Origin of the sequence: Peribacillus sp. NPDC097295, from assembly GCF_044761665.1 — a bacterium.
GTDB lineage: Bacteria > Bacillota > Bacilli > Bacillales > DSM-1321 > Peribacillus.
Window position 1 is genome coordinate 447,023 of record NZ_JBIWCW010000002.1, and the last position, 20,251, is coordinate 467,273.

General features: G+C 41.7%; 20 protein-coding genes and 1 riboswitch. All 20 genes read left to right on the forward strand.

Going from position 1 to position 20,251, the window contains the following annotated elements:
- The first annotated feature begins 143 nt into the window (after window positions 1-143).
- The 20 genes from ACIQXN_RS05350 (at window position 144) to ACIQXN_RS05440 (ending at window position 20,239) form a co-directional block, all read left to right on the forward strand.
- Window positions 144-2,534 carry a 3-hydroxyacyl-CoA dehydrogenase/enoyl-CoA hydratase family protein gene (locus ACIQXN_RS05350; RefSeq protein ID WP_402962735.1) on the forward strand — a complete coding sequence of 797 codons (2,391 nt, stop codon included), beginning with the start codon at window positions 144-146 and terminating at the stop codon, window positions 2,532-2,534.
- A 76-nt stretch (window positions 2,535-2,610) separates the two neighbouring features.
- A complete protein-coding gene (locus ACIQXN_RS05355) occupies window positions 2,611-3,789 on the forward strand; it encodes an acetyl-CoA C-acetyltransferase (protein WP_402962739.1) in 1,179 nt (392 codons plus the stop codon).
- Window positions 3,790-3,864: 75 nt separating this feature from the next.
- A complete protein-coding gene (locus tag ACIQXN_RS05360; RefSeq protein ID WP_402962742.1) occupies window positions 3,865-5,652 on the forward strand; it encodes an acyl-CoA dehydrogenase family protein in 1,788 nt (595 codons plus the stop codon).
- Window positions 5,653-5,785: 133 nt separating this feature from the next.
- On the forward strand, window positions 5,786-6,142 hold the full coding sequence (locus ACIQXN_RS05365; protein ID WP_402962745.1) for an arsenate reductase family protein: 357 nt from the start codon (window positions 5,786-5,788) through the stop codon (window positions 6,140-6,142).
- Between the two features lie 92 nt (window positions 6,143-6,234).
- Window positions 6,235-6,615 (forward strand): glycine cleavage system protein GcvH, encoded by a 381-nt coding sequence (gene gcvH / locus ACIQXN_RS05370; protein WP_402962749.1) that lies wholly within the window; start codon window positions 6,235-6,237, stop codon window positions 6,613-6,615.
- A 62-nt stretch (window positions 6,616-6,677) separates the two neighbouring features.
- Window positions 6,678-7,028, forward strand: coding sequence for a toprim domain-containing protein (locus ACIQXN_RS05375; RefSeq protein WP_402962753.1), 351 nt, complete (start codon window positions 6,678-6,680; stop codon window positions 7,026-7,028).
- Window positions 7,029-7,046: 18 nt separating this feature from the next.
- On the forward strand, window positions 7,047-7,355 hold the full coding sequence (locus tag ACIQXN_RS05380) for a thioredoxin family protein (protein ID WP_402962757.1): 309 nt from the start codon (window positions 7,047-7,049) through the stop codon (window positions 7,353-7,355).
- Window positions 7,356-7,659: 304 nt separating this feature from the next.
- Window positions 7,660-8,970, forward strand: a complete 1,311-nt coding sequence (locus tag ACIQXN_RS05385) for an O-acetylhomoserine aminocarboxypropyltransferase/cysteine synthase family protein (protein WP_402962761.1) — start codon at window positions 7,660-7,662, stop codon at window positions 8,968-8,970.
- Between the two features lie 108 nt (window positions 8,971-9,078).
- Window positions 9,079-9,190, forward strand: a riboswitch (SAM riboswitch).
- Window positions 9,191-9,325: 135 nt separating this feature from the next.
- Complete coding sequence (locus ACIQXN_RS05390) at window positions 9,326-10,360, forward strand: methionine ABC transporter ATP-binding protein (RefSeq protein WP_402962765.1); 1,035 nt, start codon at window positions 9,326-9,328, stop codon at window positions 10,358-10,360.
- Window positions 10,353-11,021, forward strand: coding sequence for a methionine ABC transporter permease (locus ACIQXN_RS05395; protein WP_402962769.1), 669 nt, complete (start codon window positions 10,353-10,355; stop codon window positions 11,019-11,021). Before ACIQXN_RS05390 ends, ACIQXN_RS05395 begins: the two co-directional genes overlap by 8 nt.
- 15 nt (window positions 11,022-11,036) lie before the next feature.
- Window positions 11,037-11,879: a MetQ/NlpA family ABC transporter substrate-binding protein gene (locus ACIQXN_RS05400; protein WP_402962773.1), complete on the forward strand. Its 843-nt coding sequence runs from the start codon at window positions 11,037-11,039 to the stop codon at window positions 11,877-11,879.
- Window positions 11,880-12,044: 165 nt separating this feature from the next.
- Window positions 12,045-12,185 carry a YuzK family famiily protein gene (locus ACIQXN_RS21530; RefSeq protein ID WP_483878334.1) on the forward strand — a complete coding sequence of 47 codons (141 nt, stop codon included), beginning with the start codon at window positions 12,045-12,047 and terminating at the stop codon, window positions 12,183-12,185.
- A gap of 433 nt (window positions 12,186-12,618) precedes the next feature.
- Entirely contained in the window at window positions 12,619-13,404 is a 786-nt protein-coding gene (gene sufC, locus ACIQXN_RS05405) for a Fe-S cluster assembly ATPase SufC (RefSeq protein WP_402962777.1), read from the forward strand.
- A 15-nt stretch (window positions 13,405-13,419) separates the two neighbouring features.
- Entirely contained in the window at window positions 13,420-14,721 is a 1,302-nt protein-coding gene (gene sufD / locus ACIQXN_RS05410) for a Fe-S cluster assembly protein SufD (protein WP_402962780.1), read from the forward strand.
- A complete protein-coding gene (locus tag ACIQXN_RS05415; protein ID WP_402962784.1) occupies window positions 14,721-15,950 on the forward strand; it encodes a cysteine desulfurase in 1,230 nt (409 codons plus the stop codon). The genes sufD and ACIQXN_RS05415 overlap by 1 nt, the downstream gene beginning before the upstream one ends.
- Window positions 15,940-16,368: a Fe-S cluster assembly sulfur transfer protein SufU gene (gene sufU / locus ACIQXN_RS05420; protein WP_402962789.1), complete on the forward strand. Its 429-nt coding sequence runs from the start codon at window positions 15,940-15,942 to the stop codon at window positions 16,366-16,368. The genes ACIQXN_RS05415 and sufU overlap by 11 nt, the downstream gene beginning before the upstream one ends.
- 56 nt (window positions 16,369-16,424) lie before the next feature.
- Window positions 16,425-17,822, forward strand: coding sequence for a Fe-S cluster assembly protein SufB (gene sufB / locus ACIQXN_RS05425; RefSeq protein ID WP_402962793.1), 1,398 nt, complete (start codon window positions 16,425-16,427; stop codon window positions 17,820-17,822).
- Window positions 17,823-18,051: 229 nt separating this feature from the next.
- On the forward strand, window positions 18,052-18,231 hold the full coding sequence (locus ACIQXN_RS05430) for a hypothetical protein (protein ID WP_402962797.1): 180 nt from the start codon (window positions 18,052-18,054) through the stop codon (window positions 18,229-18,231).
- 247 nt (window positions 18,232-18,478) lie between these two features.
- Window positions 18,479-19,327, forward strand: a complete 849-nt coding sequence (locus ACIQXN_RS05435; protein WP_402962801.1) for a DUF72 domain-containing protein — start codon at window positions 18,479-18,481, stop codon at window positions 19,325-19,327.
- 84 nt (window positions 19,328-19,411) lie between these two features.
- Window positions 19,412-20,239: a sulfite exporter TauE/SafE family protein gene (locus ACIQXN_RS05440; RefSeq protein WP_402962806.1), complete on the forward strand. Its 828-nt coding sequence runs from the start codon at window positions 19,412-19,414 to the stop codon at window positions 20,237-20,239.
- Window positions 20,240-20,251 lie beyond the last annotated feature (12 nt).

Sequence of the window (20,251 nt, forward strand, 5' to 3'; positions counted from 1 at the left end):
TTTTAGATAAAAAATTAATTTTTACCTGTTTAATCATTGCAGAATTTCCAAATTTATTCTATATTAGTAATAAGAAAAAATATTCAAAATTTTTTGGGACAAAAATGAATGAGTATTCATTCAATATACTGCGTAAGGGGGATATGAACTTGGTTCGACAAATACGAAAGGCTGCTGTTCTAGGGTCAGGAGTTATGGGATCAGGGATTGCTGCACACCTTGCTAACATCGGCATTCCGACTTTATTATTGGATATTGTACCTCGTGAACTAACAGAGGATGAAAAGAAAAAAGGTCTTACTTTAGAAAATAAACAAGTACGTAACCGCATTAGTCAAACTGCGATTACTAAACTTTTAAAACAAAAACCAGCTCCGTTATCTGCTAAAGGAAATCTTGCCTTAATCGAAGCGGGGAACCTGGAAGATGATATAAGCCGATTGAATGAAGTCGATTGGGTGATTGAAGTAGTCGTCGAACGACTTGATGTGAAGCAAAGCGTTTTTGCTCAGGTTGATAAATATCGTAAACCGGGCAGCATCATTTCTTCCAATACATCGGGCATTTCTATTGAAGCAATGGCGGAGGGGCGTTCTGAAGATTTCCAAAAGCATTTCTTAGGGACCCACTTTTTCAATCCTCCACGCTATTTGAAACTTTTAGAAGTCATACCAACTAAAGCAACTGCACCTGAAGTGCTTGAATACATGAAGCAATTTGGCGAAGACGTTCTTGGCAAAGGCGTTGTCGAAGCCAAGGATACACCCAACTTCATCGCTAACCGGATTGGTACTTACGGATTGCTAGTCACCCTGCGTGAAATGAAAAAAGGTGGATACAGCGTGGGTGAAGTCGATTCAGTAACAGGGCCTTTAATCGGAAGAGCGTCGAGCGCAACATTCCGTACACTTGATGTAGTGGGGTTGGATACTTTTTCTCATGTAGCTAAGAACGTGTATGACCAGGTTGAAGGAGAAGAAAAAGAAGTTTTCCGCATTCCTGATTTCATGAGCAAAATGCTAGAAAACGGTTGGCTTGGAAGCAAGTCTGGACAAGGGTTTTTCCTGAAAAAAGGCAAGGAAATCCTGGAATTGAATCCTGAGACACTTGAATATGAACCACGGAAAAAATTAAAGGCACCGTCGGTTGAAATGGCTAAACAGGCAAAAGGTCTTTCTAATAAAATGAAAGCGCTTGTTTACAGTGAGGATCGCGCAGGTCTTTTGCTTTGGAATGTGTTGAATCCAGCCCTTGTGTATTCTGCTCAGCTGCTTGGAGACATTGCGGATGATATCGTGGCAATCGATCAAGCGATGAAGTGGGGCTTCGGCTGGTCTACAGGTCCCTTTGAAACCTGGGATGCAATTGGTGTTGAAAAATCAGTAGCCCGCCTAGAAGAAGAAGGGGTAGCTGTTCCACAATGGGTGAAGGATATGCTTGAAAAAGGCATTACTTCTTTCTACAAAGAGGAAAACGGTGTAGTTTCCTACTATCACAATGGTGAATATAAAGAACTTCAAGAGAATCCAAAGGTGATCAACCTTAAAGCAATCAAGAAGCAAAAAGGTGTAATCAAGAAAAACAGCGGTGCAAGTTTGATTGATATTGGCGATGGAGTGGCACTACTGGAGTTCACGTCACCGAACAATGCCATTGGTCTTGATATCATGCAAATGATCAATGCTGCTGTCGACGAAGCCGAAGCGAACTATAAAGGCCTTGTCATCGGAAATCAAGGCAAAAACTTCTGTGTAGGTGCCAATATCGCAATGATGTTGATGGAAGCGCAGGATGACAATATATTCGAATTGGATATGGTGATCAGCCAATTCCAAAAAGCTATGTTGAAGATTAAGTACAGTGCGGTCCCTGTCGTAGTGGCGCCATTTAATATGACGCTTGGCGGTGGCGCGGAAGTTTCACTTCCTGCTGCTCGTATCCAGGCAACGACAGAAACGTATATGGGTCTAGTCGAAGCGGGCGTAGGCTTGATACCTGGCGGTGGCGGAACAAAAGAACTTTATGTGAAAACATTGAAGAGTATGCCAAAAGGCGTCGACTTTGATTTACAGAAGGTAGCGAATCAAGTATTTGAAACCGTTGCTATGGCCAAGGTGTCGACTTCTGCTGAAGAAGCACGGGAAAATAATTTCCTTAATTCTTCCGATCGAATCAGTGTCAATTCAGACCACCAGTTATATGATGCCAAGCAGTCCGTCATTTCTATGTATGATCAAGGTTATACAGCACCGACTCGCACGAAAATACCTGTGGTTGGTGAAACTGGTTATGCAGCACTCCTTTTAGGAGCCGAATCGATGCGTCTATCAGGCTTCCTATCTGACCATGATCTGGTCATTGCTAAGGAGCTTGCATATGTTCTGGCTGGTGGGAAACTTCCTTTCGGTACAGAAGTAGATGAACAGTATATCCTGGACCTAGAAAAACAAGCATTCTTAAAATTGATTTCCACTCCGAAATCTCAACAAAGGATGCAGCACATGCTTGTTAAGGGAAAACCACTTCGTAACTAACTGATTGTTAAAGATAGAGTCCAAAAACTATAGTTCAATAGGTTAAGAGCTTAAAAATGAAGTAAGGGGGATCCTCATGAAAGAAGCAGTAATAGTAGCTGGAGCAAGGACTCCGGTAGGAAGAGCAAAAAAAGGTTCTCTTGCTAACGTTCGTCCAGACGATTTAGGGGCTATTGTAGTCAAGGAAACATTAAAGCGTGCAGGGAATTATGAAGGCAATATCGATGACTTGATCATTGGTTGTGCAATGCCTGAGGCAGAGCAAGGCTTGAATATGGCAAGGAATATCGGAGCATTGGCGGGCTTGCCGTACACTGTACCGGCCATTACGATTAATCGTTACTGTTCGAGTGGATTGCAAAGTATTGCTTATGGAGCGGAAAGAATCATGCTCGGACAAAGTGATACGGTCATCGCTGGTGGCGCAGAATCCATGAGTTTAGTGCCAATGATGGGGCACGTTACCCGTCCGAATGCGAATCTTGCTGAAACGGCGCCTGAATATTATATGGGCATGGGACACACAGCGGAAGCGGTTGCGAATAAATATGGGATATCCCGTGAGGATCAAGACGAGTTTGCTGTACGTAGCCATCAAAGAGCGGCAAAAGCCATTGCAGAAGGGAAATTTTCCGATGAAATCGTTCCAGTCGACGTAACTCTTCGTTCTGTAGGCACGGATTTGAAATTACAGGAAAAGACATTCCAGTTCACCCAAGATGAAGGCGTTCGTGAAGGGACGACGGTCGATGTGCTCAAAAAGCTAAGACCGGCATTCTCTGTTACCGGATCCGTTACCGCCGGAAATTCATCACAAACAAGTGATGGAGCCGCTGCTGTCATGGTCATGGATGGTGAAAAAGCTTCCTCATTAGGCATGAAGCCACTTGGTAAGTTTCGCTCCTTTGCTGTAGCGGGAGTTCCGCCGGAAATCATGGGAATCGGACCGATTGCTGCAATTCCTAAAGCTCTAAAACTTGCAGGGCTTGAGCTTTCAGACATTGGTTTGTTCGAATTGAATGAGGCGTTCGCTTCTCAATCGATTCAGATCATTCGTGAACTTGGATTGAATGAAGAGATTGTCAACGTCAATGGAGGAGCTATTGCTTTGGGTCATCCCCTTGGATGTTCGGGTGCTAAATTGACATTAAGCCTGTTACATGAAATGAAACGCAGAAACCAACAATTCGGGGTCGTTACAATGTGTATCGGCGGCGGTATGGGTGCTGCTGGAGTTTTCGAATTATTAGCATAAGCTTTTTTATCCGGATGCAGGTACGGTATCTGTATCCGGGCCTTTATAAAAATTAGCATATAGGAGGAATTTTTCATGTCCAATCAAACAACAGAAAACCTGATTAAAGGTGGAGCCTTTTTAGTTGAAGATATTACGTATGATCAAGTGTTTACACCTGAGGATTACACGGATGAGCATAAAATGATTGCCAAGACTTCCGAAGACTTTGTAATGAATGAAGTTCTTCCACAAGTTGAGCATTTAGAAAACCATGAATTTGACCGTTCTGTAAAGTTACTGAAGCATGCTGGGGAAATCGGCTTATTAGGTGCTGACGTACCGGAAGAATATAGCGGACTTGGTCTTGATAAAATCAGTTCAGCGTTAATCACGGAAAAAATGGCACTTGCCGGCGGGTTCGGAATTACACATGGTGCTCATGTAGGGATTGGGTCTTTGCCAATCGTATTATTCGGTAATGAAGAGCAAAAACAAAAATACCTTCCGTTACTTGCAACAGGCGAAAAGATTGCGGCTTATGCTTTAACTGAACCAAGCTCGGGGTCTGACGCGTTGGGAGCAAAAACGACAGCAAAATTGAATGCAGAAGGCACTCACTACATTTTGAACGGAGAAAAGCAATGGATCACCAATGCAGGCTTTGCAGATGTGTTCTGTGTTTACGCTAAAATTGATGGCGAACAATTCTCTGCTTTCATCGTAGAACGTGAATATGCAGGTGTTTCTACAGGTGCTGAAGAAAAGAAAATGGGTATTAAGAGTTCTTCTACACGTACTTTAATTCTTGAAGACGTAGCCGTTCCTGTTGAAAACCTTCTTGGTGTAGCTGGTAAAGGTCACGTCATCGCTTTCAACATCTTGAACATTGGGCGTTATAAATTGGGTGTAGGCGCAGTCGGCGGTTCAAAACGCGCTCTTGAACTTACAGCTACTTATACGAATCAGCGTCAACAGTTCAAAACGAAAATTTCCGATTTTAACCTAACGAAAGAAAAATTAGCGACGATGGCTTCTAAGATCTATGCAGCGGAAAGCTCCGTTTACCGTACGGTCGGCCTTTATGACCAACGACAAAGCAAGCTGACTGATGAGCAAGTAAAAGATGGGAAATCCATGGCTGCAGCAGTTGCCGAATACGCAATCGAGTGCTCATTGAATAAATTCTTCGCTTCAGAAGTGTTGGATTATGTAACTGATGAAGGGGTTCAACTTCATGGCGGTTACGGCTTCATGCAAGAATACGAAATTGAGAAAGCGTATCGTGATTCTCGTATCAACCGCATCTTTGAAGGAACAAATGAAATCAACCGTCTGCTGGTTCCAGGTACATTCCTGAAAAAGGCCCTAAAAGGTGAACTTCCTCTTCTTCAAAAGGCTCAAGGTCTACAAGAAGAATTAATGATGATGATGCCGGAAGAGCCAGGTGACGAGCCATTGGCACAAGAAAAAATGTTGGTTAGAAATGCTAAGAAAATTGGTATATTGGCTGCAGGTCTTGCTGCACAAAAGTTCGGTAAAAAACTTGATCAAGAACAAGAAATCCTTTCTAATATTGCCGATATCGTTTCGCTTGCTTATGCAGCTGAGTCAGTGGTTTTACGTACAGAAAAAGCAATCGCGACTACAGGTCTAGAAAAGAACCAGCAAAAAGTGCTATACACTGAAATCTTCGTACAAGAAGCTTTCAATGAAATCGAACAGCATGCAAAAGAAACATTGATTGCTGTGGAAACTGGCGATACACTTCGCATCATGCTTTCTTCACTTCGCAAGTTGACTAGACATAACCCAATCAATGTCATTGCGAAAAAACGCGAAGCTTCCGTAAAAGTAATCGAAAATGAAAAATACGCACTTTAATCATTAAAAAAAGTGCACATTAAAGGGGATGCCGATATCGGGCATTCCCTTTATTTCATGTGGGATAGTACGAGAGTGCATTTCGTTGTATTGCCCCTAAAAAACGGGTATTCTAATGGTAGGTGGTGAAACAATGGGCTTAACATTATACTGGTACCCAAAATGCGGCACATGCCGCAATGCAAAGAAGTGGCTGGATAGTCATGAATTGCAATATGAAGCGATTCATCTTGTAGAGAATCCCCCTTCTCGGGCAGAGATTGAAGAACTATATAAAAGTAGTGGATTAGAATTGAAGAAGTTTTTCAATACTAGCGGGCAAAAATATCGGGAGCTAGGGTTAAAAGACAAGCTGAAAGAAGCTTCTGAAGCAGAAATGCTAGATATCCTGGCAACGGATGGTATGCTTCTGAAAAGACCGATTGTTACAGATGGCTCGAAAGTGACAGTAGGTTTTAAAGAAGAGCAATTCGAACAGACTTGGAACTAGCACTTTACAAAAGATTTCGATAATTCCTTATCATAATAAAGAATCTACCTTATAATGTAATAGAAATATACTGTAAGATGGGGGAGTTAATGATGACAGCACCAAAAGAACTTCGTTATACGAAAGAACATGAATGGGTCAAAACGGAAGACGGTAAAGTGCGCATTGGCATTACGGCGTTTGCTCAGTCCGAACTGGGGGATATCGTATTCGTGGAACTACCAGAGACTGGATCAGAACTGAAAGCGAACGAGCCTTTTGGCAGTGTAGAATCTGTTAAAACGGTTTCTGAACTTTATGCTCCTATCAGTGGAAAGGTCATTGAAGTGAATGAAGAGCTTAATGACAATCCTGAATTCGTTAATGAATCTCCGTTTGAAAAAGCATGGATGATTGTTCTTGAACCATCAGATAGTAGTGAGATAGAAAAACTGATGAGTGCCAATGAATATGAAAGCCTGATAAACGGTTAAAGAAAGTGAGGGGAGGCTTTAATCAAGCCTGCTCTTTTTTCAATTCGAGACGGGGTGATGAGATGGAGTGGGATATTCCTGATAAAGTGATTATTGTCGAAGGCCTTTCCGATAAACGAAAAGTGGCATCCGTATTGGACGAAGAAGTGGAAATTAGATGTACCAATGGCACCATCTCATTGACTAAGCTGGATGAATTGGTGGATGAATTGATGGGCCAGGAAGTGTATATCCTTTTTGATGCAGATGAATCAGGGGAAAAGCTAAGAAAACAATTTCGTCGGGAACTGCCGGAAGCAAGCCATTTGTACATTGAAAAAATGTACAAGGAAGTGGAGGATACCCCAGAACATCACATCGCTTCCGTGCTAATGACCGCGAATATGAAGGTGAAAGCAAAATTCTTAAGTTAAAGGATGGAAGAGTAACTGATGGAGGAATGGAAAGAAGAAGACTTTAAGCAAGCTGTGGATCAAGGGGATACCTTTAGCTTATATCTCTATACGCCTTTATGCGGCACCTGCCAGGTGGCTTCCAGGATGCTTACCATAACACTGGAACTGTTCCCGGAAATGAAGGCGGGAAAAATGAACATGAATTATGTCCAGCCACTGGCTGAAGAATATGAAATTGAGAGTGTACCTTGCCTTTTGCTTTTTAAAAAAGGGAAGCTGACCGAAAAAATATATGCATTTCAGTCCGTACCCTATTTGTATGGATTGCTGAAAGAAATAAGCTAAAAGCCGATCCTGTAGGATTGGTTTTTTTGTTGTATTTAAAAGGAAAATGGCGTTTGAATAAATAATTGAATATTCTAATAGTTTATTGACTGTGCACTACTAAAGTAGTATATTTTGTAATAAGTATATGCAAAATCGTAAACGAGAAGGATAAGATATCTTCGAATCCTCTTTATAAAGGACGCTAATTCCATCAGAGGGAGGATTCTGGACGAAGGAAGGTTCAAACTTCTTTTTTTCATAAGCAATGAGAAAGATTCACTACCAATTCCAACTTAAACCATAGAAAAAAGGGGAGAAAATGATGGCAGAAAAAAATTTCCGTTTTGAAACATTGAGTGTGCATGGGGGTCTGAAGGTTGATGAAACGGGCGCCCGTGCTGTGCCCATTTATCAAAGCAATGCTTATTTGTTCAAAGATACAGATCATGCAGCGAATCTGTTCGGACTAAAGGAAAGTGGATATATCTATACTCGGCTTCACAATCCAACTGTCAGCGTTTTTGAAGAAAGAATGGCCCTGTTGGAAGGGGGAATTGGTGGATTGGCAGTGGCAAGTGGCATGGCTGCGATAACACTTGCCATCCTAAACATCGCTACTATGGGAGATGAGATTGTTGCGGCTTCTACATTATATGGTGGCACATATAATTTATTTGAAAATACTCTTCCTAAATACGGAATTAAAGTGAAATTCGTCTCTCCTGATGACCCGGAAAATTTTAAGCAAGCCATCACTCCACGAACGAAGGCCATTTTCGCTGAAACAATTGGCAACCCAAGTTTAAGGGTTTTAGATATTGAAGCGGTGGCGGATATTGCCCATGAGGCCGGTGTCCCATTGATTATCGACAACACTTTTGCGACACCATATCTGTGCAGGCCAATAGATTTCGGAGCGGATATCGTCATCCACTCAGCCACAAAATGGCTCTTGGGCAACGGTACCACCTTAGGCGGGGTCATTATTGACGGAGGTAAATTCGACTGGAATTCCCCTAACTATCCAGGCTTTACCGAACCTGACCCAAGTTATGATGGGCTTGTCTACTCCGAAGCGGTAGGGCCGGCTGCCTTTATCACCAAAGCGCGTGTGCAATTGCTTCGGGATTTGGGACCGACGTTAAGTGCCCAAAGTGCATTCCAGTTTACTCTAGGCTTAGAAACACTCCATGTAAGGATGAAAGAGCACCTTTTGAATACGAGGGCAGTCATTCAGTTCTTGGAAAACCATCCGGCGGTCTCCTGGGTTTCTTATCCGGGTAACGATGATCACCCTGATAAAGCCCTTGCGGATAAATACATGCCTAAGGGACCCGGATCTGTGGTGACATTTGGTATTAAAGGTGGACGTGAAGCGGGGGCGACACTCATCAATTCAGTGGAATTATGGTCGCATGTTGCCAATGTGGGAGATGCAAAAAGCTTAATCATTCACCCAGCGAGTACTACCCACCAACAATTGAACGAGGTAGGTTTGGTTCAGGCGGGCGTCAGTGCAGATCAGGTACGGCTATCAATCGGGATTGAAAATGTTGTAGACTTGATCGAGGATTTAGAGCAGGCCATCGAAAAAGCGACGAATATCGTATCGGTTAACTCTAAGACAGTATAATGGCAATCCAAGTGTCTCAGTAATTATCCATTGCACTCCTTTTTTATCTGTGATAGAATTTCACCATAGTAAAGTGAACTTAATGATAAAAGAATAGTCCATATATAGCTCTTATCAAGAGAGGTGGAGGGATGTGCCCGTTGAAACCCGGCAACCGACAAGGAATTTCCTTGGAAAGGTGCCAATTCACACAAAGCGTACTTGCTTTGGGAGATGAGAGGAAGGCCTGCTTTTCCCTGCCTTTCTGCTCATGCAGAAGGGCTTTTTCTATTTCTTTACAACCATAAATGGTAGGATGCTACAAAGATAAATTAACTAAATTCATAGGTTTTATTGGATAAAGAGGTGAGCATAGATGATTACTTTGTCAAACGTTAGTAAGCTTTTTCGAACAGGAAAAGGAAACAATGAAACGATTCATGCTGTGAATAGTGTGAATTTAAAGATAAATAAAGGCGAAATCTTTGGGATCATCGGGTACAGTGGAGCGGGGAAAAGCACGCTTATCCGGATGCTTAATGGCCTGGAAACGCCTACTGAAGGATCGGTGGTCGTTGCGGAAAATGAAGTGTCAACAATCAAAGGGTCTAAGCTTCGAAAGGCTCGTCAAGAGATTAGCATGATTTTTCAACACTTTAACCTTTTATGGTCAAGGACCGTTCAGGAGAACATAGCCTTTCCTTTGGAAATTGCAGGAATGGGGAAACAAGCGCGTGTGAAACGTGTCAATGAACTGATAAAGTTAGTCGGTCTGGAAGGTCGGGAAAAGGCCTACCCATCACAGCTTAGTGGTGGTCAAAAACAAAGGGTAGGTATAGCCAGGGCCCTTGCCAATAACCCGAAAGTGCTATTGTGTGATGAAGCGACATCTGCTTTGGATCCCCAAACAACCGATTCTATCCTGGAATTGCTTGTGGACATCAACCAGCGACTGGGATTGACGATTGTGTTGATTACACATGAGATGCACGTCATCCGCAAGATTTGCAATCGGGTGGCGGTGATGGAAAATGGCCGGGTAGTGGAGCAAGGAGCTGTTTTGGACGTTTTCAGAAATCCGAAAGAACAAATGACCAAGCGTTTTGTCCAACAGGTAACAGAACCAGAAGAGACAAGAGAAACGATGGAGCATTTGTTTGAACGGTATCCAGCTGGAAAAGTGATTCAGCTGACATTTGTAGGGGATCATGCAGAAAGCCCGTTGATCACCAAATTGGTTCGTAATTTCGAGTTGGAAGTCAACATCGTCCAAGGAAAAATCTCTCAAACTAGAAGCGGTTCATATGGAACATTGTTTATCCACCTTGATGGCAAAGAAGATGAAATGCTCCGCGCAATCGAATTCATAAAAGCACAGCAAGTAGGCGTGGAGGTGATTACTCATGCTTGAAGAATTATTGCCGAATGTAGATTGGGAAGACATTATGGAAGCGACGAAAGAAACGCTATATATGACAAGTATCTCGGTTGTAGCCACCTTTTTTATAGGCATACTATTAGGACTGCTTCTCTTTTTAACAGGTAAGGGTAATATGTGGGAGAATCGGGGCATTAATGGAGTGCTGAGTGCTTTCGTTAATATTTTCCGCTCCATTCCGTTCCTTATTTTGATTGTATTATTGATACCATTCACCAAATCGATCGTCGGTTCCATGATTGGAGAGAATGCGGCGTTACCGGCCCTTATTATCGGTGCCGCTCCATTTTATGCACGATTGGTTGAAATCGGCCTGCGTGAGATTGATAAAGGTGTCATAGAGGCAGCCAAATCAATGGGGGCCAAAACAAGTACCATCATTTTTAAAGTCCTTCTTCCAGAATCGATGCCTGCACTCATTTCAGGGATTACGGTCACATCGATTGCATTGGTTGGATACACGGCAATGGCCGGTGTCATCGGAGCAGGCGGGTTGGGTAACTTAGCCTATCTAGACGGTTATCAACGGAATCACAACGACGTTACCTTGGTAGCGACGATTGTCATATTAATTATCGTCTTCGTCATTCAGATTATCGGAGATGTGTTTACAACTAAATTGGATAAACGATAAGGGGAGATGAAACGTATGAAAAAGTTTTTAGGATTTGCATTAGTTCTAGTATTATCGATTGCACTTGCGGCTTGCGGAACGGATAAAGAGAAAGATACAGGCAGTGGCGATTCAGAAAAAGATTCCAAGAAAATAGTGGTTGGAGCATCGAATGTACCGCATGCTGAAATTCTCGAAAAAGCGATTCCACTTCTTAAAGAGAAAGGCATTGAATTGGAAGTGGAAACATTCCAAGACTATATCTTGCCAAACAAGGCTCTGAGCAATAAAGAATTGGATGCCAACTACTTCCAACACATTCCTTATCTAGAGTCTCAAATTGAGGAAAACGGATATGATTTTGTTAATGCAGGAGGCATCCATATCGAACCGATTGCGTTATATTCTCAAAAATATAAAAGCATTGATAAGCTTCCTGAAGGAGCAACCATTATATTAAGCAGCTCTGTGGCAGACCATGGACGTGCGCTATCGCTTTTAGAAAAGAATGGGTTGATTAAGCTTAAAGAAGGCATAGATAAAACGACGGCAACTGAAAAAGATATCGTGGAAAATAAGAAAAAGATTAAATTTGATGCAGAATATGAAGCGGCATTGCTTCCGAAAATCTATGAAAGCGGCGAAGGTGATGCTGTTTTGATCAACTCCAACTATGCGATCGATGCTGGCTTGAATCCTCTTAAAGATTCTATTGCCATTGAAGATTCCAAATCTCCATACGTGAACGTCATCGCGGTGAACAAAGGGGACGAAAACAAAGAAGCAATCAAAACCCTTGTAGAAGTGTTACATTCTAAAGAGATCCAAGATTTCATCCTTGAAGAGTACGATGGAGCAGTCGTACCTGCAAATGAGTAAAGCAATCAAAAACGGCCTGGAATTTCCTGGTCGTTTTTTGGGGGTTTAAAGTTAAAATCCTAGGGTATAGAATAAACGAAGTAACAAAATTGATTCACAAATTTGAAAGGATGGTTCACTATCAATACTTTAGATTTAAACGTAACGAGCGAAATGGAAAAAGCTATGCAGTTATCACATGGGGTTGGGTACAGTGAGTACAGCAGAAATTTAGACCTTCGTATCGAGGTTGAAAAAGTAAGAGATAGGGAACATGAGCAATGCAATAAAATGGTTCGAGAACTACAGCGTCAAATACACGCATAATCATATATAACAGAGTCTTTTAAAATCTGGTCTGTAGAGGTAAAATGAGAAGTGATCTAATGTACGAAGTGGATCAACTTACATCCTCATGCAGGCCGTTTTTTTATTTTAAGGGCCAACTGTCTTCCAATAAAATGTTTCGGGAATATTTTATAAGGAAGGAACCCTCGAATAATTAACTTACATTAAGAAAAGCTAAAATAAGGGCATAATATGCACAGAAAAGCCTTTAGATGGTCTTTTTGCAACAATAGGACAGGTTTTCACTCCGAAGCGAGTAAAAACCCCCGTCTATATTAGTTGATTCTAAATTGGATTTGTTATAAAATTGTAATGAGAATAAATTGAGAATGATTTTTCAAGAAAACTATATAAGAAAGTGATTTTTTACTTTCTGTAATAAAATAGGAATTAAGTTCACGGAGGTATTATTATGTCAGGTTCAACATTAGTGGTTAAAGATCTTCACGTATCAATAGAAGGCAAAGAGATTTTAAAAGGGGTTAACCTAGAAGTAAAAGGCGGAGAAATCCATGCAATCATGGGACCGAATGGTACAGGTAAATCCACTTTATCTTCAGCAATCATGGGCCACCCGAAATATGAAGTAACAAGCGGAAGCATCTCCTTTGACGGGGAAGATGTATTGGAGATGGAAGTTGACGAACGTGCTCGTGTTGGTCTTTTCCTTGCTATGCAATATCCAAGTGAAATCAGCGGTGTTACAAATGCGGACTTCTTGCGTTCAGCTGTCAATGCACGCCGTGAAGAAGGCGACGAGATCTCACTTATGAAATTCATCCGTCAAATGGACAAAAACATGGAGTTCCTTGAAATGGATGAAGATATGGCACAACGTTACTTAAATGAAGGATTCTCCGGTGGAGAGAAAAAACGTAACGAAATCCTTCAGTTAATGATGATTCAACCGAAAATCGCCATTTTGGATGAAATTGACTCAGGTCTTGACATCGATGCACTTAAAGTCGTTTCAAAAGGTATCAATGAAATGCGCGGAGAAGATTTTGGTTGTCTGATCATCACTCACTACCAACGTCTATTGAACTACATCACACCTGATTTTGTACACGTTATGATGCAAGGTCGCGTCGTTAAATCTGGCGGTCCTGAATTAGCTGCACGATTAGAAGCAGAAGGTTATGACTGGATTAAACAAGAATTAGGCATTGAAGACGAAACTGTTGGCGAAGAAGCGTAAGTAGGAGGATTTGCAATGACTACAGAAATGAAATTATCGCTTGAAAAAGAGGACATAAACTCTTATTCAGCAAAAAATAATGAGCCATCTTGGCTATCGGAGCTTCGAATCAAAGCCTTTTCAGGCATAGAAGAGCTTCCAATGCTTAAACCGGATAAAACGAAAATAGATAAATGGAATTTTTCTTCTTTCCAATCACATACGGTTGAAAGTGAAGCTTTTGCCTCTTTAGAAGAGCTTCCAAAAGAAATTAAATCCATCATTGAAGAAAATGATAACTTATATATCCAACGCAACAATACGCCGGCACATATTAATTTGTCAGCTGAAATTAAAGAACAAGGCGTTATCTTCACGGATATTTTCACGGCTGCTTGCGACCATGCTGAGCTAGTTCAGAAATATTTCATGAAAGATGGCGTTAAAGTTAATGAACACCGTTTAACAGCTTTACATGCTGCACTACTTAACGGAGGAGCATTCTTGTATGTTCCGAAAAATGTAGAAATCAAGGATCCGATCCAAGCAGTATTCTTGGTGGATAATCCTGAAACTACACTTTTTAATCACGTATTGATCGTGGCTGAAGATAATAGTTCTGTAACATACGTAGAGAATTACTTCTCGGCTGTTGAATCTAACGAAGGCATCGCTAATATCGTAACGGAAGTGTTCGCAAATGCAAATGCTAAAGTGGAATACGGTGCTGTTGATACTCTTTCTAAAGGTTTCACAACGTATGTGAATCGCCGTGGGGTAGCTGCACGTGATGCGCGTATTGAGTGGGCACTTGGCTTGATGAACGATGGAAATACGATTTCAGATAATACAACATATCTGATGGGTGACGGCTCTTACGGAGATACAAAATCAGTAGTAGTTGGACGTGGAGAGCAAAAACAAAACTTCACGACAGCCGTTATTCATTTCGGTAAGCGTTCTGAAGGCTATATCCTTAAGCATGGTGTCATGAAGGATAGTGCATCCACAATCTTTAATGGTATTGGGAAAATTGAGTATGGTGCGACTAAGGCTAATGCTGAACAGGAATCACGCGTATTGATGTTAAGTGAAAAAGCACGTGGCGACGCTAATCCAATCCTTCTAATTGATGAAGATGATGTAACTGCAGGACATGCTGCATCTGTTGGTCGTGTTGATCCGCTGCAACTTTATTACTTGATGAGTCGCGGTATCTCGAAAACAGAAGCTGAAAGACTTGTCATTCACGGATTCTTGGCCCCTGTTGTTAACCAACTCCCGATTGAAGGAGTTAAAAAGCAACTTGTCGAGGTCATTGAAAGGAAAGTACAGTAATGAACCCATACGAAATTCGTAAGCTTTTTCCGATATTAGATCAAGAAGTCAATGGTCAGCCATTAGTATATTTAGACAGCGCGGCTACTTCTCAAAAACCGGCTGCTGTTATTGAAGCGATTGAAGATTATTACCGCGGTTTCAACTCTAATGTTCACCGTGGGGTGCATACACTGGGAACAAAAGCTACGGATGCGTATGAAGGTGCACGTGAAAAGGTTCGTAAATTCATTAATGCTTCCTCTACTGAAGAAATCATTTTCACTAGAGGAACAACCACATCTTTAAATACCGTAGCGAAAAGTTACGGTGGTGCAAACATTAAAGAAGGTGACGAAATTGTCATCTCGTATATGGAGCATCATAGCAATATCATTCCGTGGCAGCAGCTGGCTAAAGAAAAAGGTGCTGTACTGAAATATATTCCTCTTCAAGAGGATGGAACAATTTCGCTTGATGACGTGAGAGCTACCATCACGGATGCTACGAAAATCGTTTCTGTCATGCAAGTTTCTAATGTGCTTGGCGTTATTAACCCAGTCAAGGAAATTGCAAAGATTGCCCATGAACATCATGCAATCATGGTTGTGGACGGAGCGCAAAGTACACCGCACATGAAAGTGGATGTACGTGATCTGGATTGTGACTTCTTTGCCCTGTCTGGTCATAAAATGGTCGGTCCTACTGGAATCGGTGTATTATATGGCAAGAAAGAACTTCTTGAAAAAATGGAGCCGATTGAATTTGGTGGAGAGATGATTGACTTCGTAGGGTTATATGAGTCTACGTGGAAAGAACTCCCTTGGAAATTCGAAGCCGGGACTCCAATCATAGCAGGTGCCATCGGCCTTGGCGCTGCTATTGATTTCTTAGAAGGAATTGGCATGGATCAAATCGAGCAGCATGAACACAAACTTGCTGCCTATGCGATCGAAAGATTGTCTGAAGTGGAAGGCCTCACGATATATGGAACAAAAGATCCGGAAAAACGTGCAGGTGTAGTAACCTTTAATATTAATGACGTCCATCCACATGATGTGGCTACCGTCCTAGATGCAGATGGAATCGCTGTCCGTGCCGGTCATCATTGCGCACAGCCTTTAATGAAATGGCTGGACGTATCATCGACAGCAAGAGCAAGTTTCTATCTCTATAACACGGAAGAAGAGATCGATAAGCTAGTGTCCGGGCTTGTCAAAACGAAGGAGTATTTCAGTAATGTCTTTTGATAACTTAGATACACTTTACCGTCAGGTCATCATGGACCACTATAAGAAACCTCGTAACAAAGGTATGCTTGAAGATGGAAGTTTGACCATTGATATGAACAATCCAACATGTGGTGACCGTATTCGTTTAACGATGAAAATCGAGGACAATATGGTCAGTGATGTTAAATTCGATGGTGATGGCTGTTCTATCTCGATGAGTTCAGCGTCTATGATGACTCAAGCCATCAAAGGAAAAGATGTAGATACGGCTTTAGCGATGTCCCAGACTTTTTCAGAGATGATACAAGGAAAAGAGTATGATGATGAAATCGATCTTGGCGATATTGAAGCACTTCAAGGGGTCTCCAAGTTCCCTGCACGAATTAAGTGCGCGACTCTAGCCTGGAAGGCCATGGAAAAAGGTTTAAAGGAATAATTAAATTTAAATGAGCTGTTGTAGATTCAGCCATTTGAAATGGAGGAATACAAGCTATGGCTAAAAAGATGCCTGAGATTGGCGATTATAAATATGGCTTTGCGGATAAAGATATTTCTATCTTCCGTTCAAAGCGCGGCTTAACAAAAGAAATCGTGGAAGAAATTTCACGCATGAAGAGTGAACCACAATGGATGCTTGATTTCCGTTTGAAATCATTAGAGCATTTCTACAATATGCCAATGCCTCAATGGGGTGGAGACTTACAAAGCTTAAACTTTGATGAAATCACATACTATGTAAAGCCTTCTGAGAAATCCGAGAAATCATGGGATGAAGTACCTGATGAAATCAAGCAAACGTTTGATAAATTAGGGATTCCTGAAGCAGAGCAAAAGTATTTGGCAGGGGTTTCTGCTCAATATGAATCTGAAGTTGTTTATCACAACATGAAGGTTGAATTAGAAGATATGGGTATTGTGTTCAAGGATACGGACTCCGCTCTTCGTGAAAATGAAGATATCTTCCGTGAGCATTTCGGTAAAACAATTCCGCCGACCGATAATAAATTCGCTGCATTGAACTCAGCTGTATGGTCTGGTGGATCATTCATCTACGTTCCAAAAGGCGTGAAGGTGGATACTCCCCTTCAAGCATACTTCCGTATTAACTCAGAAAACATGGGTCAATTCGAGCGTACGCTGATCATCGTTGACGAAGGAGCTTCCGTTCACTATGTAGAAGGTTGTACAGCACCTGTTTATACAACCAATTCCCTTCATAGCGCGGTCGTTGAAATTGTTATCAAGAAAGATGCATATTGCCGTTATACAACAATTCAAAACTGGGCTAACAACGTGTTTAACTTGGTTACGAAACGTGCGGTATGTGATGCAAATGCAACAATGGAATGGATTGATGGCAACATCGGTTCTAAATTGACAATGAAATACCCAGCCGTCATCTTAAAAGGCGAAGGCGCTCGTGGTATGACATTATCCATAGCCATTGCTGGTAAAGGCCAACATCAAGATGCAGGAGCGAAAATGATTCACCTTGCACCTAATACTTCTTCAACAATCGTATCGAAGTCGATTTCTAAACAAGGCGGGAAAGTAACATACCGTGGTGTGGTCCATTTCGGACGTAAAGCCGAAGGTGCCCGTTCAAACATCGAATGTGATACATTAATCATGGATAATCAGTCTACATCTGATACAATTCCTTATAATGAAATTCTAAATGATAACATTTCCCTTGAGCATGAAGCGAAGGTTTCCAAAGTATCAGAAGAGCAATTGTTCTATCTGATGAGCCGCGGAATCTCTGAGCAAGAAGCAACGGAAATGATCGTGATGGGCTTCATCGAACCATTCACAAAAGAACTTCCAATGGAATATGCGGTCGAAATGAACCGTCTAATCAAGTTTGAAATGGAAGGCTCTATTGGATAATTTCTTTTAGTGTTGCAATATCAACGTTAGAAGTGAAGAAACAATCGTGCAGACTTTGTGCCATTTCAGATTTTCTGCAGGAAGGAGACGAACTTTTTGAGTTCGTCTCCTTCTATTTGATTTCAGGTTGTTTTAATGAATGAAAGTGCCATTAAAAAGGTGCTTTTTTTGTCTAAAACAGTGTAAATATCAGTAGGTCGTCATACATACTAGTTAGAGGTGGATTTTTGTGGATTGGATAATCCAGAATAAAGAATGGGTTTTTGGTGGAATTGGTTTGGCTACCGTTTTAATTATGACAGGAATATACCTAAAAAAGGGAGAACCTCATTCCCAGCCTGTTTCAGGTGGACGTTCTAAGAGTCATGGAAGGGATCATAATGGTGTAGTCAGGCATCACGATGACTAATTTAAATGCCATTACATAAGAAACGTTAAAAGACCCTTTTTGGGTCTTTTCGCTAATACCGTCCACTGTTTGCCAATCCAGTGAAATAACAGAATTCATGTAGATGGAACATGATACAATAAAAGGATAAAAGAATAGGCATGATGGAACGGGAGAGAACATTTTATGCTTAAGCACTTATATGGATTGAAGTCAGAAGGGAAAGGGTAAAAAAAGTATAATGTAATGTGGTTTAGGAGGGGTGAACGTGATATACATTGGTTTGACAGGATGGGGTGACCATGATTCATTGTCTATGGATAAAGTTCCTAGCCGTGACAAATTGAAGGTATATGGAGCACATTTCCCAACTGTTGAAGTGGACACATCCTTTTACGCAATTCAGCCTAAAAGAAATATCGAGAAGTGGGTTGCAAAGACACCTGGTTCCTTTCAGTTTATTGTAAAGGCCTATCAGGGAATGACAGGTCACATGCGGGGTGAGATTCCTTTTGAGAGTAAGAAAGAGATGTTCGCAGCATTCCGGGATTCACTTGAAGGCTTCCGTGAATCCGGCAAGCTCGCGATGGTCCTGTTTCAATTTCCACCATGGTTTGATTGTAAACGGGAGAATGTTAATTATCTTCGCTGGTGTAAAGCTGAGATGGGGAATATTCCTGTAGCCATTGAATTTCGGAACCAAAGTTGGTATCGTCCCAATTTGATCCAACAAACCCTCGAATTCATACGGAAAGAGGGATGGATACATACGGTATGTGATGAGCCACAGGCAGGAGAGGGTTCTATTCCCCTCGTACTCGAGGCTACGCATCCCGACAAAACCCTGGTGCGCTTTCATGGCCGCAATATCCACGGATGGCAAAAACCAGCTTCTGGAGCTAATTGGCGCGAGGTGCGCTATTTATATAGGTACAACAAACAGGAATTAGAAGAATGGGTGGAGAAAATTCGCATCCTAGAAAAGCAGAGCAAGGATGTCTATGTTTTATTCAATAATAACTCAGGTGGAGACGCCGCGGACAATGCCAAACAGTTTATCGATTTGCTAGGCATTACATATGAAGGATTGGCGCCTAAGCAACTTGGATTGTTTTAAATGGAACGATATAATTAATAAAGACTGGGTGGGCAAACTAGAAGAAGGGCTCGAGCTCACAAATCGATAAAGGCGGATTTCTTCATGATATGGTTACTATTAATCAGCGTTGGTTTATTAGCTGGGACAATCGGGTCCCTTGTTGGATTAGGTGGGGGAATCATCATCGTACCTTCGCTATTATTTCTAGGTAGCGCAACAGACATTATGGGTGACTTGACGCCACAAGTGGCTGTCGGTGTATCAACGGTCATCATGATTTTCACGGGATTGGCATCCACATTAACCTACTTGAAACACAAGGTAGTGGATTATAAAGCCGGTCTGATTTTCTTTGCAGGGAGCGCCCCTGGTGGTATCATCGGTGCTTATGTGAACAAAATCCTGAATGTGGATGCATTTTCGCTATACTTCGGTCTTTTTATGATTTTAATGGCCATCGTTTTATTGGTGAAAGACAGATTGCGGCCAATGGTCTTCAAACCAGGGAATGGGAAGATCATCAAGACGTATGAAAACAAAAAAGGCCAGGCATCCACTTATGGCTATCATCCGTTAGTGGCCATTTCCATCTCTTTTGTCGTTGGAATCAGTTCCGGGCTATTTGGCATTGGAGGAGGTTCGTTGATGGTACCGGTCATGATGCTGGTGTTTTTCTTCCCTCCTCATGTGGCAGTAGCCACGTCAATGTTCATGGTGTTCTTGTCCTCCATTACGAATTCGATTACACATATCTCTCTTGGTAATGTGAATTGGCCATATGCATTTGCTTTGATTCCAGGAGCTTGGATCGGTGCTAAACTTGGGGCTTACATCAATACACGCCTGAACAGTTCAGCACTTGAAAATATGCTGAAAATTGTTTTGATCATTATCGGTATACGTCTTATTTATCAAGGTATAACAGGATAACGAGGAGGAAAA